The organism is Aeromonas sp. A600620, assembly GCF_029479985.1.
GTDB lineage: Bacteria > Pseudomonadota > Gammaproteobacteria > Enterobacterales > Aeromonadaceae > Aeromonas > Aeromonas veronii_A.
This window is the reverse complement of record NZ_JAAKXB010000003.1, coordinates 85,298-105,116: the sequence shown is the minus strand read 5'-3', so window position 1 is coordinate 105,116 and position 19,819 is coordinate 85,298. Positions and strand designations below refer to the sequence as shown.

Genomic DNA, 19,819 nt, shown 5'->3' with positions numbered 1-19,819 from the left:
CCTCACTTCATGGCATCAAAGATGGGTTTGAGGGTCGATACCCAGTTCTGGGGGTTGATATCCCCCACGTGGCGATAACGGATTATCCCCTTGCTGTCGATAAAGAAGGTTTCCGGCGCGCCGTACACCCCCAGATCAAGCCCCAGCATGCCGTCCGGATCATAGAGATTGACCTGATAGGGGTTGCCCAGCTCAGCCAGCCACTTGATCGCCTTGGCGCGTTCATCCTTGTAGTTCATGCCGATAATGGGGATCCCCTGCCCTGCCAGCTGTTTGAGGTAAGTGTGCTCGCCATAACAGGTAGGACACCAGGTAGCCCAGACGTTGAGCAACATGGGCCGGCCGGTCAGAATGGTGCGATCATGCTGTTTACCCAGATCGTAAATGTCCTGAAGGGTAAATACCGGCACCTCCTTGCCCACCATCACGGATTCGAGTTTGGTGGGATCGGAGTAGAGCCCTTTGAACAGGAACACAGCCCCCAGCAAAAAAACGATAAAGGGAATTAGAAACAACCAGACCTTTTTGTTCATGCCTTGGCTTCCTCCTCACGACGGCCGAAACGGTAACGCTTGTCCAGCATCGCCAGCACGCCACCGATAGCCATAAAGACGCCACCGAACCAGATCCAGCGCACGAACGGCTTGTAGTAGATCCGCACAGCCCAGGCATTATTGTCTAGCTGCTCGCCAAGGGCCGCATAAAGATCTCGCGTGAAACCGGCATCAATGGCCGCTTCGGTCATCGGCATCCGGGTCACTGTGTACATCCGCTTCTCGGGTTTGAGCAGGGCTACCTGTTTGCCATTCTTGTGTACTTCCAGCACGCCTTTGAAGCCATCATAGTTGGGGCCATTCTTCTCCTTGATACCGGTGAAGACGAACTCGTAATCAGCAAAGTGCACCCGATCACCCGCCTGCATCCGCAGATCCTTCTCGATGCTGTAGTTCTGGGTACAGGCGATGCCTATGATGCTGACTGCCAGCCCCACATGGCCAAGGATCATCGCCCAGTGACTGTTGCCAAGCTTGCGCACACCGACCGCAAAATGGTGCTTGTGGGTGGCCCGCACCCAGGTCTCCTGCAGGCTGGTAACGATGATCCAGACCCCCAGACCAATCCCCACCGCCGCCCACGGCTTGAAGGTTTCGGCCAAGAGCAGCGGCAACAGCAGGGCTGCAGCCAGGCTCAGCACCAGCGCAAGGATCACTTTGCCCTTGAGCTCGCCAAGCTCCTGGCGGCGCCAGCGAAACAGCGGACCAACCCCCAGTAGCAGAGCAAACGGAATGATCAGCCAACTGTAGATATGGTTGAAGAAGGGGGTACCGATAGAGATGCTCCCCAGCCCCAGCTCCTTGTGCACCAGCGGTAACAAGGTGCCTAACAGCACGGTGAGCAGGCCCGCCACCAGCATGATGTTGTTGGCCAGCAGCAGGGTTTCGCGACTCCACAGCTCATGCTTGCCGTGACTTTTCACCTGCGAACCTTTAAAGGCAAACAGCAGCAAGGATGAGCCGATCACCGCCAGCAAAAAGCCGAGAATAAACAGGCCGCGGGTCGGGTCGGAGGCAAACGCATGAACCGACACCAGCACGCCGGAGCGCACCAGGAAGGTACCGAGCAGGCTCAACGAGAAGGCCGAGAGGGCCAGCAGCACGGTCCACGCCTTGAAGGTGGCGCGCTTCTCGCTCACCGCAAGCGAGTGCAGCAGGGCCGTACCCGCCAGCCAGGGCATGAAGGAGGCGTTTTCTACCGGATCCCAGAACCACCAGCCGCCCCAACCGAGCTCGTAGTAGGCCCACCAGGAGCCGAGCACTATGCCGAGGGTCAGGAATACCCAGGCCGCCATGGTCCAGGGGCGCGACCAGCGGGCCCAGGTTGCATCGAGACGACCGGTCATCAATGAGGCTATGGCGAAAGCAAACGCCACCGAGAATCCCACATAGCCCATGTAAAGCATCGGTGGATGGAAGATCAGACCCGGATCCTGCAGCAGCGGATTGAGGTCGCGGCCATCGACCGGAAAATAGGGCAAGGTGCGGGTGAAGGGATCAGAGGTGAACAGCACGAACGCGGTGAAACCGACCGAGATCAGCCCCAACACGCCAAGCACCCGCGCCACCGCATCGAGCGGCAGACGGCGGCTGAACATGGCCACCGCCGCAGTCCAGCCGCCCAGGGTCAGCACCCACAGCAACAAAGAGCCCTCATGGGCGCCCCATACTGCGGAAATGCGATAGGCAAGCGGCAGCAGGCTGTTGGAGTTAGTGGCCACATACTGCACGGTGAAGTCGTTGTCGATAAAGGCCCAGGTCAGGCAGAGAAACGACAGCAGCAGTAACAAAAACTGGGCATAGGCGAGCGGACGCGCTGCCGACATCATGCCAAGACGCCCCCAACTTGCACCAAGCAGCGGATAGCTACCCAGCAACAGAGAGGTCGCAAAGGCCAGGATCAGCGCAAACTGTCCTAATTCCGGGATCATGGCTTATTCCCCTTCAACTGCGCATCAGTGTATTCCGGTTTGAAGTGCATGCCACTGGTGGCATCGGCCACTTCTGGCGGCATGTAGTTTTCATCGTGTTTGGCCAGTACCTCGAAGGCTTCGACCGTGGTGGCATCTTTGAGAGTTCCTTGCGCCACAATCCCCTGCCCCTCGCGGAACAGATCCGGGAGGATGCCATCAAATTGCACCATCACCTGATGACCACCATTGTCGATCAGGTTAAAGCTGACCTTGAGGCTGTTCGGATCACGCTTGACTGTGCCGGGGACCACCAGACCACCAATGCGCAGGCGCTGCCCCTCTTCCGGTTTGATCTTGTCCGGCCCCTTCCCTTCCACCAGCTCGCTCGGGGTATAGAAGAGGTCGATATTCTGACTGAGGGCGTAAAGCACCAGCCCGCTCACGGTAGCGAGGCCCAGCGTGATGGCCAGAATAATGGTGAGGCGTTTTTTGCGTCTCGGGTTCATAGGGTGTTCTCCATCTGCCGAGCTGCCTTGCGACGGCTCTCGCGTGCCTGCTTGCTGCGTAACTCATTAAACAGACTACGGGTTTTCATACGGGTGGAAATGATGATACCGACCAGACAGAGCAAGGTCAGTCCGAAGGAGAGCCAGACGTAAAAGGCGTAACCGCCCATCGCCAGAAAGTCACTGAATGAGGCAAAGTACATGCTTACTTCTCCTGCTCGGCAATCTCTTGAACCCAAGGGCGATGCCACTCCCGCATCAAGAGCTCGTTTCGAAAACGCATCAGGGTAAGGGCCCCGAGAAAGGCAGCAAACGCCAGGATCATGATGAGTAATGGCCAAAGCATCTCGGGAGAGATAGAGGGTTTGTCAAACTTGGTAATAGTGGCCCCCTGGTGCAGGGTATTCCACCACTCAACCGAGTAGTGAATGATGGGGAGATTGATCACCCCGACCAGCGCCAGAATGCCGGCGGCACGGCCAGCAACAACCTTGTCACTGAAGGCGTTGTAGAGGGCAATCACGCCAAGATAGAGAAACAGCAGGATCAGCTCGGAGGTGAGCCGTGCATCCCACACCCACCAGGTTCCCCACATGGGTTTGCCCCAGGCTGCACCGGTAAACAGTGCAATAAAAGTGAACACGGCACCGACAGGAGCAATAGCCGCCACTGTCATGTCCGCCATCCGCAGTTGCCATACCAGCCCGATAAAGGCTGCCACAGCCATGGTAGAGTAAGCTCCCATCGAAAGAATGGCGGAAGGAACATGGATATAGATGATCCGGAAGGAGTCACCCTGCTGATAATCGGCGGGGGCAAAAGCCAGCCCCCAAACAGTGCCGATGATGAACGACAGCAGACTTATCACGGCAAACCAGGGTAACAAGGTTCCTGCCAACCGATATGCCCGTTCGGGTTTAGCGTAAGGGTGCAACCATTTCCACATAACTCACAAACCTTTTTGTTATTAATTGTTTGGCGAGGCCTAAACATACTGACCTCGGGATAACATCAAATACCTCGAAAGCAATAAGCGGCAATCCGCTTGATCCATCGCAACTTTATTTCAGGAAAAGAAAGCCCCACACGAAACCACACTGCGTTCTACCAATAGACCATCAGTTAAGACTGACCCTCAAGGCAGCCGAAACGGCCAGTGGCGTTAGCGTCAAGGCACCAACCATCATGGCGGCCAGAATGGCAAGCTGACCGCCATAGGGCAAGCCCATCCCCGCCGCATCAATAGCAGAGGTAGCAAAAATCAGCACCGGAATATAGAGCGGCAGGATCAGCAGACTGAGCAGCACTCCACCTTTGCGCAGTCCGACCGTAAGGGCTACACCGACCGCACCGAGCAGGCTCAGCACCGGAGTGCCGAGTGCCAGAGTGGCGACTACCGCCAGATAACTGTCCATATCCAGCGACAGCAAAATCGCCAGCAAGGGCGAAATCAGCAGCAGCGGCAATCCAGTCAGTAACCAGTGAGCAATCACTTTGGCCAGCGCCAGCAACCCGAGTGAATGGGGCATCAACATCAGCTGCTCCAGCGAACCGTCGGCAAAGTCGTCGCGAAACAGCCGCTCCAGCGACAGCATGGCCGCCAGCAAAGCCGCAACCCAGATGATGCCGGGAGCAATGCGAGCCAATAACTTGGGCTCAGGGCCGATACCGAGTGGGAACAGGGTGATGACAATAAGGAAAAACCAGAGCGGGTTAAGAATGTCTGCACGCTGGCGCAAGGCCATCAATAACTCGCGGTGGATCAAATGCATGACGGCACGCAACATCGAAACTACTCCTGCAGCAAGGGCGTAAGCGAGAGGGTCTTCAGTCGCCCCTGCATCAGCGTCATATCCTGATGAGTGGTGAGGATTACCATCCCCCCCCGCTCGGCATGAGCCAGAAACAGCCTCTCCAGCACCTTGACCCCCTGCTTGTCAATGGCGGTAAAGGGCTCATCCAGGATCCAGAGAGCCGCTTTGTCACTGAGCCAAAGCCTGGCCAGAGCCACCCGGCGCTGTTGACCTGCCGAGAGCTGCCCGGTCGGGTTCTCTTCAAAACCGGCCAACCCAACCTGGGCAAGCACCTGCCACAAATCGACCGTCTGCCGGGACACATGATGCAGCTTCTGGTAAAAGGCGAGATTTTCGAGCGGAGTCAAAGCAGCTTTGACCCCGGGCTGATGACCGAGATAGAGCAGATTGGCATGGTACTCATCACGGCAATGGCGAATATTTTCACCATTCCAGCACACTTCACCGGCAAACGGCTGAGACAGCCCAGTCAGCAGGCGCAGCAGGCTGGTCTTGCCTACCCCGTTGGGACCTTCAATTTGCACCAGATCACCGGGAACTACCGCAAAGGAGAGATGTTCAAACAGAGTGCGATCTTCACGCACGCAGCTCAGATTGTTAACTTGAAGCAGCATGGAGATTTTTTCAGAGAAAATGAAGCGGCCTGCATCTTAACACAGTATTGGAATACGTCTTTTCCAAGATGCCCATCATCCACTGTTTTTGTGGAGAAGATCGCGCATAAGAGAAAATAGGCGGGAAAAATGATGACAATCAACGACTTCAAAATACATCAAATCGAAAAGATTAATAAAAAATCATCTTAAAACATAATAATTCAATCATCTCACTGTACATCGCGCTACATCAGAGAGCTGTATGCAAGGAGCAGAAAAAAATTCAGGAAGGCGACTGCCTCCCTGAATAATCAAGAGCGACCTTTTCGCAACGATATCAAGAGCTCTGCTTCTGCCTTTGGCAACTCACACTCACTCATGACTTCATCAAGATCGGCGCCCAGTTCGACCATCTTAGCCGCTCGACTGTAGAGCCTGCGTTCGGGATCTTGCATGGTCAGTTCTTGCTGGCGTTCATTGACCTGCTGCATCGCGCCTTCTACCGACTGTAACCGCTGTCCCATGCCAATGGAGCCGCTATGAAGCTCCATCATCTGTTTGCGCAAGCTTTCCAACTGACCTTGCAGCGTTGCCACACTGGCCTCGGACTCCTGCTTGCTACGCTTGCTCTTGAACCAGTTATAAGAGGCAAACACCAAGGCAATCAGGGACACCCCCAAGGCAACCATCTCGATTATCAAAACATCACCTTATTTGTCAGAGGGAACCGATATCTTCCCACTCTTCATCGGAGAGCAGCTTGTTCAAGTCAACCAGGATCAGCAGTTGACCGTCACGGTTGCTGACTCCCTGAATGAACTTGGCACTCTCTTCGGTTCCCACGGCCGGAGCCGCATCGATTTCGGAAGATTTCAAATAAACCACTTCCGCCACACTATCGACCATAATGCCAATCACCTGCTTCTCGGCCTCGATGATAACAATACGGGAATTTTCGCTCACATCACCGGAAGGCAGACCGAAACGGGAACGGGTATCGATGACAGTCACCACATTGCCACGCAGGTTGATGATCCCCAGTACGTACTCAGGCGCACCCGGCACCGGTGCAATTTCGGTGTAGCGCAACACCTCCTGAACCTGCATCACATTGATGCCGTAGGTTTCGTTTTCCAGTTGGAAGGTTACCCATTGCAGCACTTCATCTTCGGCCAGATTCTGTGCGATATTGCGCTTTTCTGTCATGTTTTTATTCCTTTTATGAAAACGTCTACTGCTAAAACTAGCAATAAAACAGCTCGATTGCAGAAGTTATCAGCGACCTTCTATGTTAACCCCACGCTCCAGCAACAGGAGCAGTTCGCGAACGTGTAACAGGGCACACATTTTTTCTTTGACCATGCCCGCCAACCAGGGGCGCTTACCCTCCTGATGGCGCCATTTCACCTGGTCACGGTGTAACAATTCAGTTCCTTTGAGATGATGACAAGCCAGCCCCCAAGGGGATTCACCCAGCATAATCAGATACTTGTAATCATCCATCTCCAAATGCTGACCCGGCATGACCCATTGGGCTGTATCGACCACATTCATCTTCTGCTCGCGGGAGGTCATGATCCCCTTGTACCAGCCAGGCTGGCCAAACAGGGAGGTGATCTCGCCAAGCTGATGGATACCACCCAGCTCGGTCAGCGGCACCGCAAACGTCACACCCGCAACTTCAAAAAAGAGGGCCTGAAACTCTTTACCGGTATCGATATTTTCCCAGGCAACCGGTTCACTGGCCTCTACCGGAGCAACCTCCAGCGCTGTTTCGGTCAGGATAGTAGTATGGGGCTCCGCAACCTCGGGGAGCAGCACCTCCGCAGGCCACTCTGGCTCCACCGGCAGCAGTGATTCCTCTGCCACAATCTCCAGCGGTGCGGTGAGAGTCACTTCCTGGGTGAAGGCATCATTCTCAAACTGAACTTGTCCCACCTGAGCCAACAGTTCGCCAAGCTGGGCAAGGCGTGGATCACTTTCCAAATAAGGTGCAGCAACCACCTCGGGGACGCTGTGGGGCTGACGTTGCAACTGTAAAACAGGGGCGGATTGAACCTCTTCCACCTCATCCAGCACCAGCGGCTCATCGAGCAGCAGGGAGTGGAAATAGTCATCCATCGCCCGTACTTGAATGGTATCTCTCATGCCGTCACCTCATGAACCCGTTGCCGCTCAAGGGCATCAAGATGGTTGAGCAGCGTCTCATAGGCATAGGTTCCACGACTCCCGGGAGAATAGATAGACGGGGGGATATGCAGCAAGCTGGCATCCCGAAACTTGGTATCAATAGGGATCACCGCATTCCACACTGAATCTCCATATTGATCCTTGATCGACTTCAAGGTCATCAGAGAGGCACGGGTGCGCTTGTCGAACATAGTCGGGATCACGGTATAACGGAATTTGTCACGCTTGGAACGCTGCATGATCTCGAATGTCTTCATCATCCGCTCCAATCCTTTGAGAGCGAGAAACTCGGTCTGAACCGGCACAAGAATACGATCGCAGGCAGCCAGCGCATTGACCATCATCACCCCAAGCACAGGCGGGCAGTCGATCAGCACATAATCATATTGATCCTGAATGCGCAGCAGCGCCCGCTTCAGCACCAGCCCCATTCCCTCACGATTTCCCATTACCCGATCAAGAGTCGCCAGGGTAATAGATGCGGGTAGTAAATTGATATTCTCGAACTTGGTCTTGAGCGTCAGTTTATTGACAAGCTCGGCTGTCGGTTTGACAGCTTGAAACAACTCATAGAGGGTTCCATCCAGACGATCTGAATCAAAATCAAGATATGCAGTCAGCGAGGCGTGAGGATCGGTGTCAATCAACAGCACTCGCTGACCACGCTGGGCCAGGATCCCGGCAAGCGAGACCACTGTGGTGGTTTTACCCACACCACCTTTCTGGTTGGCAACCGTCCAAACAATCACTGTATCAATCCTGCCTTGTTGTTATACGTATGCCGCCACCGGGCAAAGAGATAACCTTTATCTCTCCAGCATCCACCGCCTGCTGCACCACAGGAACCGGTTCGGCAACCACCGGGGGCTTTACCGCCACAGGAGCTGGCGGCACCCAGGCGAATTTGGAAATTGCGACCACAACCTTGCGATTTTGCAGCCGGCCTTGCTCAGTGCTGTTATCGGCAAAAGGGGAAAACTCGCCATATGCCTCAAAGGCCAGACGCTGGGGTGCGATGCCATCAGCAATCAAGCCATTGAGCACCGCTTCGGCCCTCGCAGCAGAAAGCGCCCAATTAGAACGATAAATTTCATTATTTATCTGTTGGTTATCTGTATATCCTCGGACCCTTATATAGTTATCGACCGGTTTGAGAATACTTGAAAGAGTATTGATTACCGGTGCAGCATTCGGTCCCATAAAGGCGCTGCCACTGCCAAACAGCAGACCTGAACTGAGTTCCACAGTCAGCCAGTTCTCGTCTTGCGTCATTTTGACTATCCCGGCATCCACCAGTGACCCCATGCTCTCTTGCAACTGCATATCAAGTTTGGCAAGTGTCGTGCCATCTTGCAGCACAGGGACACCAGAAATGGGGGCAAGTGAAGGAGAGGGGGACGTTGCGCTTTCCAGCAACGAGGGGGAGGCAGAAACAGCATTCTCCAACAGTGAATTGCCCTGCCCCTCCAGCAGACCATCACTGCGAGACTGCATGACACTGAACGCCTGACTCATGCCATCTATCACCGCACGATATTTGTCCTTGTTCACCAGCGCAACAGAGTAGAGCACCACAAACAGAGCAAATATCAGCGTCATGTAATCGGCATAGGAGACCAGCCAACGGTCAAGGTGTTCACGCCCCTGCAAGTGCAAACGATAGCGCTTGCGCATGGCTACTCTCCTTTCAAATAGGCCCTGAGCCGACGTTCAACCTGTAAACCATTCTCACCATGGGCAATGGCTAACAGCCCTTCCAGGGTCATCTCCTGAAACAGTGCATAGTGATAGTGAAACGCTCGCAACCGGTTGGCTATCGGTAGATAGATCAGGTTGGCAAACCCGACACCATAGATGGTTGCCACAAATGCCACTGCGATGCCAGCCCCCAGAGCAGATGGCTCTTCAAGATGAAACATGGCCTGGATAAGGCCCAAGACAGCGCCGATAATCCCGATTGTCGGACTATATCCCCCCATGGCTTCGAACACCCGGGCCGCATGTTCATTACGCTCCTGCTCGATATCGATATCGGCTTCGAGCAACATGCGAATATCCTCCGTGGAGACACCATCGACAATCATGTTCAACCCTTGGCGGGTAAAATGGTCCTCCTCCTGCTCAGCCTGATTTTCGAGGGCCAGCAGCCCCTGCTGGCGTGCAAAGGCAGCCCAGGATTGTAGCCGTTCAGCCTGGGCAGAGAGATCCTGCCGTGGCGGATTGAAAATCCATAGACACTGGCGCAATGCCAGCAAAACAAACTTGGCAGGGGTCTGCAATGTAACGGCACCAACTGTACCGCCAAGAACAATGAGAAAAGCAGGCCCGTCCAACAACGTCAACAGGGAGCCACCATGCCACAGCTGGGCAATAGCAATAGCCCCCAGTGCGAGGAGCAGACCGAGCAAGCCCATGATTAGCGCCCCAACTCAACCAGAATACGCTGGGCCACCTTGTCCAGAGGAAGTGATTCACTGGCAATACCTGCCTTTGCAACCGCTTGAGGCATGCCATATACCACGCAGGAAGCCTCATCCTGAGCCCAGATTGTAGAGCCCTGCTCTTTCAGCAGTCTGGCACCATCACGGCCATCAGCCCCCATACCGGTTAGCACAATCGCCAATACCTTGTCGGCATAGGTCTTGGCAGCAGAGGCAAAGGTAATGTCCACGCAAGGCTTGTAATTTACCTTGTCGTTGCCATCAACGATGCGAATACGGGCGCCTGCACCACGACCCTCCAACAGCATCTGCTTGCCACCGGGGGCCAGGTAGGCATGGCCCGGTTTGAGGACGTCTCCATCCTCGGCCTCCTTGACACCTATCTGGCATAACCCGTTTAGACGGGCAGCAAAAGCTGCGGTGAAGGTGGCAGGCATATGCTGGATAAGCAATATTGGGTGAGGAAAATCCCCTGGCAACTTGGTCAGCACATTTTGCAAGGCTACCGGGCCGCCGGTAGAAGTCCCGATCGCCACCAATTGATAACTCTTGCCACTTCGCTTGAATGAGGCACTTGGCACAGTGCGTTGCAGGTCAGGCTGACGCTCTGAAGATCTGGGCGCAGTGCTACCCAGCGGAGCACGAGCAACCGGTTCAGGTGCTTTGGGGCGAGCAGCGGATGTCATCAGGAAGCGCTTGCGGGAGATCTCCTTCACCCGTTGTTGCAACAGTCTGACCGCTTCGTCCTTGTCTCTGGCAATGTCTTCAAATTTTTTGGGCAAGAAGTCAAGAGCACCGGCGTCCAGTGCATCCAGCGTTGCCTTGGCGCCTTCATGAGTCAGGGAGGAGAACATCAGAATGGGAGTTGGACACTTGGCCATGATCTCCCGCACTGCACTGATGCCATCCATCACGGGCATCTCGATGTCCATGGTGATCACATCAGGGCGCAGCGACATGGCCTTGTCTACGGCTTCACGCCCATTCTGAGCAGTATCTATCACCGTCAGCATGGGATCCTGATTGATTATCTCGCTCACCCGGCGGCGAAAGAAGCTCGAATCGTCGACAACTAATACCTTGACTGCCATTGTTATTTTTCTAACTCCTTGGGCCTGAGCGATTAATGTCTACGCGCATATGCTTTGAGCAGACTCGGTACATCCAGAATAAGGGCAATACCGCCATCGCTGGTAATGGTTGCACCAGCCATCCCCGGGGTGCCTTGCAGCAGATTATCGAGCGGCTTGATCACCACCTCTTCTTGACCAATCAAGCTGTCGACCACAAACCCGATTTGCTGAGTGCCAATCTGCACGATCACCACATGCCCGGTATCCTGACGTGAGCGCTTGTTGGTACCACGGATCAACCACTTGTGTAGATAAAAGAGGGGAATCGCCTTATCACGCACAATGATGGTGAGCTGACCATCGACCATATTGGCCTTTTTCAGATCCAGATGGAAAATCTCGTTCACACAACCAAGGGGAAGAGCGAAGGTCTGCTCACCCACTTCAACCATCAGGGTCGGCAGAATGGCTAGCGTCAACGGAACCTTGATTTCGAGACGGGTGCCTTTCCCCCAGGTAGAATCGATGTGCACTGACCCATTGAGGCTGACAATACTGGTTTTAACCACGTCCATTCCGACACCACGGCCAGAGATATCGGAAATCTCGGACTTGGTCGAAAATCCGGGGGCAAAGATCAGGTTATAGGCATCGTTATCACTCATGCGCGCGGCAGTATCTGCATCCAGCACACCGCGGCTGATGGCAATAGACTTGAGTTTTTCCGGGTCCATCCCGGCGCCATCATCCTCAATGCAAAGCAGGATATGATCGCCTTGCTGGGAGGCGCTAAGGGTGATCGTCCCTTGCCGCGGCTTGCCCGCTTTCTCCCGCACATCCGGCATTTCGACCCCGTGATCGCAGGAGTTGCGAACAAGGTGAACAAGAGGATCGGCGAGCGCCTCCACCAGGTTTTTGTCGAGGTCGGTCTCTTCCCCAACCATCACCAGCTCAATCTCTTTTTTGAGGGTTCTGGCCAGATCACGCACCACGCGCGGGAAACGACCAAATACCTTCTTGATTGGCTGCATGCGGGTTTTCATCACCGCACCTTGCAGGTCAGCCGTTACCACATCCAGATTGGCAACCGCCTTTGACATCTCTTCATCATTACTGGCAATACCCAGACTCACCAGCCGGTTACGAACCAGTACCAACTCACCTACCATGTTCATAATGACATCAAGGGTCTTGGTATCCACCCGTACCGTCGTATCGCTTTGCACTGCACTGTTTTCGGCAGGAGCTGGCGTAGCCTTGGCGGCAGGCGCTGATGCCTTGGCTGCTTCGGCAGGTTTTGCGGGGTCAGCCTGTACAGGTTTGGCTACAGGTGTTGTCGGTTTGGGCGCAGTCACCGCGGCAGGTGCGGCAGGTGCGGCAGGTGCGGCAGGTGCGGCAGGTGCGGCAGGTGCGGCAGGTGCCATACTACTCTGAGGACCTTGGCCACGACCATGCAATTCATCAAGCAGGCGTTCAAACTCATCATCATCGATAAGCTCGTCCACCTCTTTTTGCACCGACTTCAGAGGATTCACCTCTGGCGCCCCCATGTGCTGTCCCTGACCATGGAGTTGATCCAGCAAGGCCTCAAACTCATCATCGGTTATATCGCCAGATTCGCCAGCAACAGTCGCTCCTGCCGCACTCTTGGTTGGTGTGCCCCCCACGCCATGCAGCTCATCCAGCAGACGCTCGAATTCATCAGCTGAAATCTCGTCTATGGATCCGCCCCCGTTAACAGGAGCAGGATCGCTGGCCTGGTTTATCGGTTCAACAACCTCGGGGTCGGAGACAACCTCAACAACAGGAGTGACAGCCTCCTGCTCCATGGCAATAGCGCCACTTGTCGCGGTTCGGAGTTGCTCTTCTCCTTCAGGCTTGCACAACTCGTGGAGGTCATGGAGCAGATCATCAGACGCAGGACTTGGCGCTTCACGGTTTTGTACTTGGGCGAACATGACGTTTATGGCGTCCAGCGCTTGCAGGATCACGTCCATCAGTTCGGCAGTCACGGTTCGCTTGCCATTACGCAAGATATCAAATACGTTTTCAGCGCCGTGGCATACGTCAACCAACTCCCCCAAAGACAGGAAACCGGCACCACCTTTTACGGTATGGAAACCGCGAAAGATGGCATTTAACAGATTCTTGTCATCAGGCCGCTTTTCCAAGTCGACCAGTTGCTCAGACAACTGTTCCAATATTTCGGATGCTTCGACCAGAAAGTCTTGCAGTATGTCTTCATCAACTTCGAAGGCCATGCGTCACTCCATTAGAATCCCAAGCTAGACAGCAGATCGTCCACATCATCCTGACCATTGACTACATCGGCACGCGCCTCTGGATTCATGATTGGGCCTTCGGCTTCAATCCCGTTCACAGGGAGAGTACGAGTTGAATGCTCAGCTGCAGCCTCACCAAACATAGTCAGCATTTCTATTAATTTTGTTTCAACTTCCTGAACCAGTTTTATGACCTTGCGGATCATCTGGCCTGTCAAATCCTGAAAGTCTTGTGCCATCAGAATTTCTGTCAGCAGTTGTCGTAACTTATCGGCATCTGACTCAGAAGCCTTAATGAAATCATCAAGTTGATGGCATAAGGACTTAAACTGCCCCACGCTCATATCTCTGGACATCAGTGCATTCCAGTTGGGCATCACCAGCTGGATATTATCATTCAGGCGATCCGCTATTGGCAGACTGGCCTCTACCGCATCCATGGTGCGATTAGCAGCCTTGTCGGTCATATCTATGACGTAATTGAGGCGCTCCCTCGCATCGGGAATGTCATGGGTGGCCAAATCGGGAATTCGGGGGTCGAGACGAAATTCTTGAAGTGAGTTATGCAGTTGTCGGGTCAGCTGACCAACTTTTTCAAACAGATCGGCTGCGTTGGGGGCACATACATTGGCAAGCAGTTCATCGGCCAGCTCGAATTCACCTTGCTCCAGATGAGCAACAAGCATCCTTGCCTGGTCGAGCGAAATCATTGCTTTCGTTTTGGCCATCATCCCTGCTGCTCCTTAGCCAAGGCGTTCAAAAATTTTGTCGAGTTTTTCTTTGAGCGTTGCTGCAGTGAAAGGCTTGACGATATAACCGTTAACGCCGGCTTGCGCGGCTTCGATGATCTGCTCGCGTTTGGCTTCTGCCGTCACCATCAGTACCGGCAGATGCTTGAGCTTTTCATCGACACGAATGGCTTTCAGCAGGTCGATACCTTGCATGCCTGGCATGTTCCAGTCGGTAACCACAAACTGGAAATCACCATTTTTCAGCATCGGCAATGCTGTGTTGCCGTCATCCGCTTCATGGGTATTGTTGAACCCAAGGTCGCGAAGCAAGTTCTTGATAATCCGGCGCATCGTTGAAAAATCGTCAACAATGAGGATTTTCATGTTCTTGTCCAAAATTCCCTCCTCAATAGCCACCTCAGTGGCTCACTTACATGATGCTAAAAACGGGTTGTGTCATGCGGATTATGCCTTAGAGTTTCATCTCAGTGTAGCCAGTACAAACACTTATAGATGCCAATCTCTCAAACGAGCGCGTAGTCTGTGCATTGCCTGACTATGTATCTGACTCACGCGCGACTCACTCACATTCAAAACCTCGCCAATTTCACGTAAATTCAGCTCTTCATCGTAGTAAAGAGAGAGAACCAGGGCTTCTCTCTCCGGTAAGCGACCAATTTGCTCCGACAGTTGAATTTGAAATCGTTCTGTGGCCAGTTCATCAAACCCCGAGCCTGACGGAGCTTCATCAGGGTTACCGATCACATCCTCACTGACCCCCAGATCCTCGATACCGATGATCTTGCCACAGGAGACATCCTGCAGCATGACATGATAATCAGCGAGAGAGACCCCCATTTGCGCTGCGACTTCCGCGTCGCGAGCATCCCGTCCATTGGCTTGCTCCACATTTTCGATCGCTTCGGCAATCGCTCTGCTGTTTCGATGCACGGAACGGGGCACCCAATCACCACGCCGGATCTCATCCAGCATGGCACCACGGATACGGATCCCGGCATAGGTCTCGAAACTGGCTCCCTTGCTACCATCAAAGTTCCGTGACGCTTCGAGCAGCCCAATCATACCTGCCTGTATCAGGTCATCCAGCAAGACACTGCTTGGCAGGCGAGCCAGCAAATGCTGGGCAATCCGCTTGACCAGTGGAGCATGGCGCTCTACCAGCAGATAGGAATCCTGATGACGCAAGTACGCTTGGGCTTTATTCACGGGAACCTTCCTGTGTGGTGGCCTGAGTCTGCAACAGATTCTCCAGGAAAAACTCCAGATGACCGCCAGGCTGGTTTGGTACCGGCCAGCTAGCTGCTTTGTTGGCCAATGCGCGGAAAGCCAAAGCCGCCGGCGACTTGGGAAACGCCTCGACAATCAGTTTCTGCTTGCGCACGGCTGCACGCAGATTGGTGTCATAAGGCACGCAGGCAACCAGTTCCAGTGACGTATCGAGGAAACGATCGGTTACCCGGGTCAGCTTGGCAAAAAGCTCCTGCCCTTCACGCAGGCTGCGCACCATATTTGCCACTACCTTGAAGCGAAATACACCGTGCTCTTTGGAGAGGATCTTGATGAGGGCATAGGCATCGGTAATGGAAGTCGGCTCGTCACACACCACCACCATGATGTCCTGCGCAGCACGGGTGAAACTCAAAACCATGTCCGAGATCCCCGCCGCCGTATCCACCATCAGAATATCGACCTGGGTCTTCATCTCGCTGAAGGCGCGGATCAGTCCGGCATGTTGTACCGGTGAAAGCTCGACCATGGACTGGGTCCCCGAGGTTGCAGGCACAATCATCATGCCATACGGTCCCTCAACGATAATGTCGTCGATAGTGCACTCACCTGCCAGCACGTGAGAGAGATTGCGATGAACCCGCAGCCCCAGCATGACGTCGACGTTGGCCAGACCAAGGTCAGCATCCAGCACCATTACCCGTTTGCCTTGGGCCGCCATGGCTCCGGCCACGTTCAGGGTCACGTTGGTCTTGCCCACGCCACCTTTACCACCGGAAACGGCGATCACTTTTACTCGATTGTTTTGACGCATTTTGCGCAGACCACTCGCCTGATCCATATACATGTTACTCATAAAACTCCGAATCTTCGGCCTCGCCAAAGCCTGTGCCCCAGAAATAGGGCTCTTCTGTTTCTCGCTCCAGCGAGCCCATGGCCGCGCCGACAAGCTGCGCCGCATTGGCAACCTGAATATCTTCCGGAACCCGCTGCCCATCCGTGATGTAACTGATAGGCAAGGCATTCTGGATACACACGTTAATTACTTCGCCCAGATTCAGACTCTCATCCAACTTTGTAAGTATGCAGCCGCTCAAGGGAATGCGCCGGAAATGGTCAACCGCTTCCTGCATTACCCGACGCTGGGAGGTTGCCGACATCACCAGATAGCTGCGGATCCTCACCTTGGCATTCTTGACCAGGGTATCGAGCTGCTCGGTCAGACGGATATCCCGCTGCCCCACGCCTGCCGTATCGATCAATACCAGCCGACGGTGGCGGAACTGATAGAGGGCATTGGCCAGCTCTTCGGCATCACGCACCTGACGTACCGGACAGCCCATGATCCGGCCATAAGTCTGTAATTGCTCATGAGCACCGATCCGGTAGTTGTCAGTGGTGATAAGGGCCACCTGCTCGGCACCATACTTCATGGCAAAACGGGCGGCTAATTTGGCGATGGTGGTGGTCTTGCCCACCCCGGTCGGCCCCAGCAGGGCAACGGCGCCCCCCTGACGTAAAATCTCGTCCTCGCTGATCTTGAGCTGAGCCGTCAACACTTCCGCCAACTGGGCCATCGCCTGATGGATGGGCATGTCTTCAGGGATCAGCCCCGCCAGTTGATCGGCAAACGCATCGTCAAAGCCCATCTTTTTGAGCTCCTTGATCAGCAGAGCCCGCATCGGCTCACGTCGCTCAACTTCCTGCCACATCAGACCGGAGATCTGGTGCTCCAGCAATTTGCGGATACTGGCCATCTCCTTGCGCATCCCCTCCATCTCCTGATCCCGCTGAGCAGGTTGAGAAGAACGCTGGGCGGAGGCAACCCGGGCTTTGGGCTTGACAGGTTCCGGGGCGGCGCCCCATTGCCCCTGCTCGGCCAATGTTCTGGGCGCTGCATTGGCAGCGGCCAGACCGGCCGATTGGGTATTGCCCATTGGCGCCCCATTGCCCGGCTTGAGCTTCTGCTGGCGCGCCAGCAAGGCTGCCAGGGTATCGGCATAATGTTCGTTCTGTTCCTGAACCTTTGTGGGCTCGGGGCGGGTCATCTGCCGAGCAGCAGACGAAATATTGACACTCTCATCGTTCAGCTGACGGCGAACCGGCGCATCTTTGGGCCCCGGAACCTGGGATTGATAATCGACTGCGGCGACTATCTCTACCCCTCCGGTGACCTTCTTGTTGGACATGATGACAGCGTCAGGCCCGAGCGTCTCCTTGACCTCGGCCAGAGCCGTTCGCATGTCCTTGGCAAAAAACCGCTTAATCTTCACCCATCGTCTCCGCTAACTAGTTCTGCCCTACCGCACTGACGATGCGGATCTGCTTGTCGTCGGGCACTTCCTGATAAGACAGAACACGCAACCCAGGAATGGCATTCTTGACAAATTTTGCCAGGGTATTGCGCAAGATCCCCGATGTCAGAAGCACGGCCGGTTGGCCTTCCAATTCTTGTCGTTGAGTGGCTTCCACCAGCGAGCGCTGCATTCGCTCCGCCAGACCCGGCTCAATACCGGCACCATCACCTCCACCCGCCTGCAGGGATTGATGCAATATACGTTCCAATTCAGGTGCCAATGTTATCACCGGTAGCTCTGGGTCTGGGCCGGCAATCTCCTGCACAATCAGACGACGCAGGGCAATCCGGCAAGCCGCGGTGAGCACTTCCGGATCCGGACTGCGCGGCGCGTATTCAACCAGGGTCTGCAGGATAGTGCGCATATCGCGGATTGGCACCCCTTCATCGAGCAAATTCTGCAATACCTTCACAAGGTTACCCATGCTGATCACTTCCGGCACCAGCCCTTCGACCAACTTGCTCTGGTGTTTGCCAATCATGTCGAGCAGTTGTTGTACCTCGTCATGGCCGAGCAACAGTGAGGCATGGTTGGTCAAGATCTGACTCAAATGGGTGGCAACTACGGTCGCAGTATCCACCACTGTATACCCCAGGGTCTGCGCCTGTGACACCTGCTCCTTGGCTACCCACACTGCTTCAAGTCCAAACGCGGGATCCCGGGTAGCAATCCCCTGAATTTGGCCGAATACCTGCCCCGGGTTGATGGCCATCTCTTTATCATGGTAGACGCTGGCCTCGCCGGTACTGACTCCCATCAAGGTGATGCGATATTGATTTGGTGCCAGATCCAGGTTGTCGCGGATGTGGACGGCAGGCACCAGAAAGCCCAGTTCTTGCGAGAGTTTCTTGCGCACCCCTTTGATCCGGTTGAGCAGTTCGCCCCCCTGATTGCGATCCACCAGCGGGATTAGCTGGTAACCCACTTCCAGCCCGATGATGTCTACCGGCATCACATCGTCCCAGCTCAACTCTTTCTGTTCATGCGATGGCTGGTCAGTACTGGTCGGCATCAACTCGCCGCTGGCTGCTTTGGCTACCGCCAGCTTCTCGCGGCGCAGCAGCCACCAGGCTCCAGCGGCAGCGATCGCCCCCAGACTCAGGAAGGCGAAGTGCGGCATCCCCGGCACCAGTCCCATCATCAGCAGGATACCGGCAGAGATGATCAAGGCCTTGGGATTGTCGAACAGTTGGCCCAATACCGCCGTGCCCATATCCTGATCGGTATTCTGACGGGTCACTATGATGGCGGCGGCGATAGAGAGCAACAGGGAGGGGATCTGCGCCACCAGACCGTCACCTATCGCCAGCAGGGTATAGATCTCGGCAGACTCCCTGAAGGTAAGATGATGCTGCATCATCCCGATGATAAAGCCGCCGATGATGTTGATGAAGAGGATCATGATGCCCGCAATGGCATCCCCTTTGACGAACTTGGAAGCACCATCCATAGAGCCATAGAAGTCCGCTTCCTGGGTCACATCCTGGCGACGCTTCTTCGCCTCTTCCTGGTTGATGAGGCCGGCATTCAAATCGGCATCGATGGCCATCTGTTTGCCCGGCATCGCATCCAGAGTAAAACGGGCGCTCACTTCCGCGATCCGCCCGGCCCCCTTGGTGATAACCACAAAGTTGATGATCATCAGGATAGTAAAGACGATGATGCCGACTGCATAGTTACCGCCGATCACCACATTACCGAATGCCTCGATCACATGGCCTGCCGCTGCACTGCCATTGTGACCTTCCAGCAACACCACTCGGGTCGAGGCCACGTTCAATGCCAACCGCAGCAAGGTGGCCAGCAGCAATACGGTCGGGAAAGCAGCAAATTCGAGGGGGCGCCGGGTATAGACGGATACCAGCAGCACCACGATAGAGAGCGCAATGTTGAAGGAGAAGAGCACATCCAGCATCAGTGGCGGGATGGGCAACACCACCATGCCGAGCGCGGCCAATACCAGCAGAGGGGTACCAAGGCCTTTGCTCAATACTCCCCGAGACTGTTTTAACTGGCCCAATACTGCCTTGAATTCCATCGCTCTTCTCAATGTCAACCTGCTGGTGCCAGATTAAAGCAAACATTAAGCCAACAATGCAACACATTGAAATGCA

At 54.7% G+C, this 19,819-nt stretch carries 21 protein-coding genes; all 21 read right to left on the bottom strand.

Translation table 11 applies throughout. The features are described from left to right. Positions 1–2 precede the first annotated feature (2 nt). Positions 3–533 carry a DsbE family thiol:disulfide interchange protein gene (locus G5533_RS05500; protein WP_005344005.1) on the bottom strand — a complete coding sequence of 177 codons (531 nt, stop codon included), beginning with the start codon at positions 531–533 and terminating at the stop codon, positions 3–5. Further along, entirely contained in the window at positions 530–2,485 is a 1,956-nt protein-coding gene (locus tag G5533_RS05495; protein ID WP_005344004.1) for a heme lyase CcmF/NrfE family subunit, read from the bottom strand. The genes G5533_RS05500 and G5533_RS05495 overlap by 4 nt, the downstream gene beginning before the upstream one ends. Next, entirely contained in the window at positions 2,482–2,973 is a 492-nt protein-coding gene (ccmE, locus tag G5533_RS05490) for a cytochrome c maturation protein CcmE (RefSeq protein ID WP_005344003.1), read from the bottom strand. The genes G5533_RS05495 and ccmE overlap by 4 nt, the downstream gene beginning before the upstream one ends. After that, a complete protein-coding gene (ccmD, locus tag G5533_RS05485; protein ID WP_005344002.1) occupies positions 2,970–3,176 on the bottom strand; it encodes a heme exporter protein CcmD in 207 nt (68 codons plus the stop codon). The genes ccmE and ccmD overlap by 4 nt, the downstream gene beginning before the upstream one ends. A 2-nt stretch (positions 3,177–3,178) precedes the next feature. Next, entirely contained in the window at positions 3,179–3,919 is a 741-nt protein-coding gene (locus tag G5533_RS05480) for a heme ABC transporter permease (protein ID WP_005344000.1), read from the bottom strand. 172 nt (positions 3,920–4,091) lie between these two features. Beyond that, entirely contained in the window at positions 4,092–4,760 is a 669-nt protein-coding gene (gene ccmB, locus G5533_RS05475; RefSeq protein ID WP_005343998.1) for a heme exporter protein CcmB, read from the bottom strand. A 5-nt stretch (positions 4,761–4,765) separates the two neighbouring features. After that, positions 4,766–5,401: a cytochrome c biogenesis heme-transporting ATPase CcmA gene (gene ccmA / locus G5533_RS05470; RefSeq protein WP_005343996.1), complete on the bottom strand. Its 636-nt coding sequence runs from the start codon at positions 5,399–5,401 to the stop codon at positions 4,766–4,768. A 293-nt stretch (positions 5,402–5,694) separates the two neighbouring features. Continuing rightward, positions 5,695–6,072, bottom strand: a complete 378-nt coding sequence (locus tag G5533_RS05465; protein ID WP_216980226.1) for a DUF2802 domain-containing protein — start codon at positions 6,070–6,072, stop codon at positions 5,695–5,697. A gap of 28 nt (positions 6,073–6,100) precedes the next feature. Next, positions 6,101–6,589 (bottom strand): chemotaxis protein CheW, encoded by a 489-nt coding sequence (locus G5533_RS05460; RefSeq protein WP_005343991.1) that lies wholly within the window; start codon positions 6,587–6,589, stop codon positions 6,101–6,103. A 69-nt stretch (positions 6,590–6,658) separates the two neighbouring features. Further along, a complete protein-coding gene (locus G5533_RS05455; RefSeq protein WP_421255027.1) occupies positions 6,659–7,531 on the bottom strand; it encodes a chemotaxis protein CheW in 873 nt (290 codons plus the stop codon). Next, the gene (locus G5533_RS05450) at positions 7,528–8,322 is read right to left on the bottom strand and encodes a ParA family protein (protein ID WP_005334696.1); all 795 of its coding nucleotides are present in this window, start codon (positions 8,320–8,322) and stop codon (positions 7,528–7,530) included. Before G5533_RS05450 ends, G5533_RS05455 begins: the two co-directional genes overlap by 4 nt. Positions 8,323–8,326: 4 nt before the next feature. Next, the gene (locus tag G5533_RS05445) at positions 8,327–9,247 is read right to left on the bottom strand and encodes a flagellar motor protein MotB (protein WP_216951800.1); all 921 of its coding nucleotides are present in this window, start codon (positions 9,245–9,247) and stop codon (positions 8,327–8,329) included. Between the two features lie 2 nt (positions 9,248–9,249). Further along, positions 9,250–9,987, bottom strand: coding sequence for a flagellar motor protein (locus G5533_RS05440; protein ID WP_227341082.1), 738 nt, complete (start codon positions 9,985–9,987; stop codon positions 9,250–9,252). A gap of 2 nt (positions 9,988–9,989) precedes the next feature. Beyond that, on the bottom strand, positions 9,990–11,105 hold the full coding sequence (locus G5533_RS05435) for a protein-glutamate methylesterase/protein-glutamine glutaminase (protein ID WP_227341083.1): 1,116 nt from the start codon (positions 11,103–11,105) through the stop codon (positions 9,990–9,992). 32 nt (positions 11,106–11,137) lie between these two features. After that, entirely contained in the window at positions 11,138–13,348 is a 2,211-nt protein-coding gene (locus tag G5533_RS05430) for a chemotaxis protein CheA (RefSeq protein WP_323912702.1), read from the bottom strand. 11 nt (positions 13,349–13,359) lie between these two features. Continuing rightward, positions 13,360–14,100: a protein phosphatase CheZ gene (locus G5533_RS05425; protein WP_216951803.1), complete on the bottom strand. Its 741-nt coding sequence runs from the start codon at positions 14,098–14,100 to the stop codon at positions 13,360–13,362. A gap of 12 nt (positions 14,101–14,112) precedes the next feature. Continuing rightward, on the bottom strand, positions 14,113–14,484 hold the full coding sequence (gene cheY, locus G5533_RS05420) for a chemotaxis response regulator CheY (protein ID WP_005343983.1): 372 nt from the start codon (positions 14,482–14,484) through the stop codon (positions 14,113–14,115). Between the two features lie 123 nt (positions 14,485–14,607). Continuing rightward, positions 14,608–15,327 (bottom strand): RNA polymerase sigma factor FliA, encoded by a 720-nt coding sequence (locus G5533_RS05415; RefSeq protein ID WP_216951804.1) that lies wholly within the window; start codon positions 15,325–15,327, stop codon positions 14,608–14,610. Further along, complete coding sequence (locus tag G5533_RS05410) at positions 15,320–16,195, bottom strand: MinD/ParA family protein (protein WP_187380375.1); 876 nt, start codon at positions 16,193–16,195, stop codon at positions 15,320–15,322. The genes G5533_RS05415 and G5533_RS05410 overlap by 8 nt, the downstream gene beginning before the upstream one ends. 1 nt (position 16,196) lies before the next feature. Then, a complete protein-coding gene (gene flhF, locus G5533_RS05405; protein WP_227341085.1) occupies positions 16,197–17,621 on the bottom strand; it encodes a flagellar biosynthesis protein FlhF in 1,425 nt (474 codons plus the stop codon). Positions 17,622–17,637: 16 nt separating this feature from the next. Next, entirely contained in the window at positions 17,638–19,743 is a 2,106-nt protein-coding gene (gene flhA, locus G5533_RS05400; RefSeq protein WP_421206218.1) for a flagellar biosynthesis protein FlhA, read from the bottom strand. Positions 19,744–19,819: the final 76 nt, after the last annotated feature.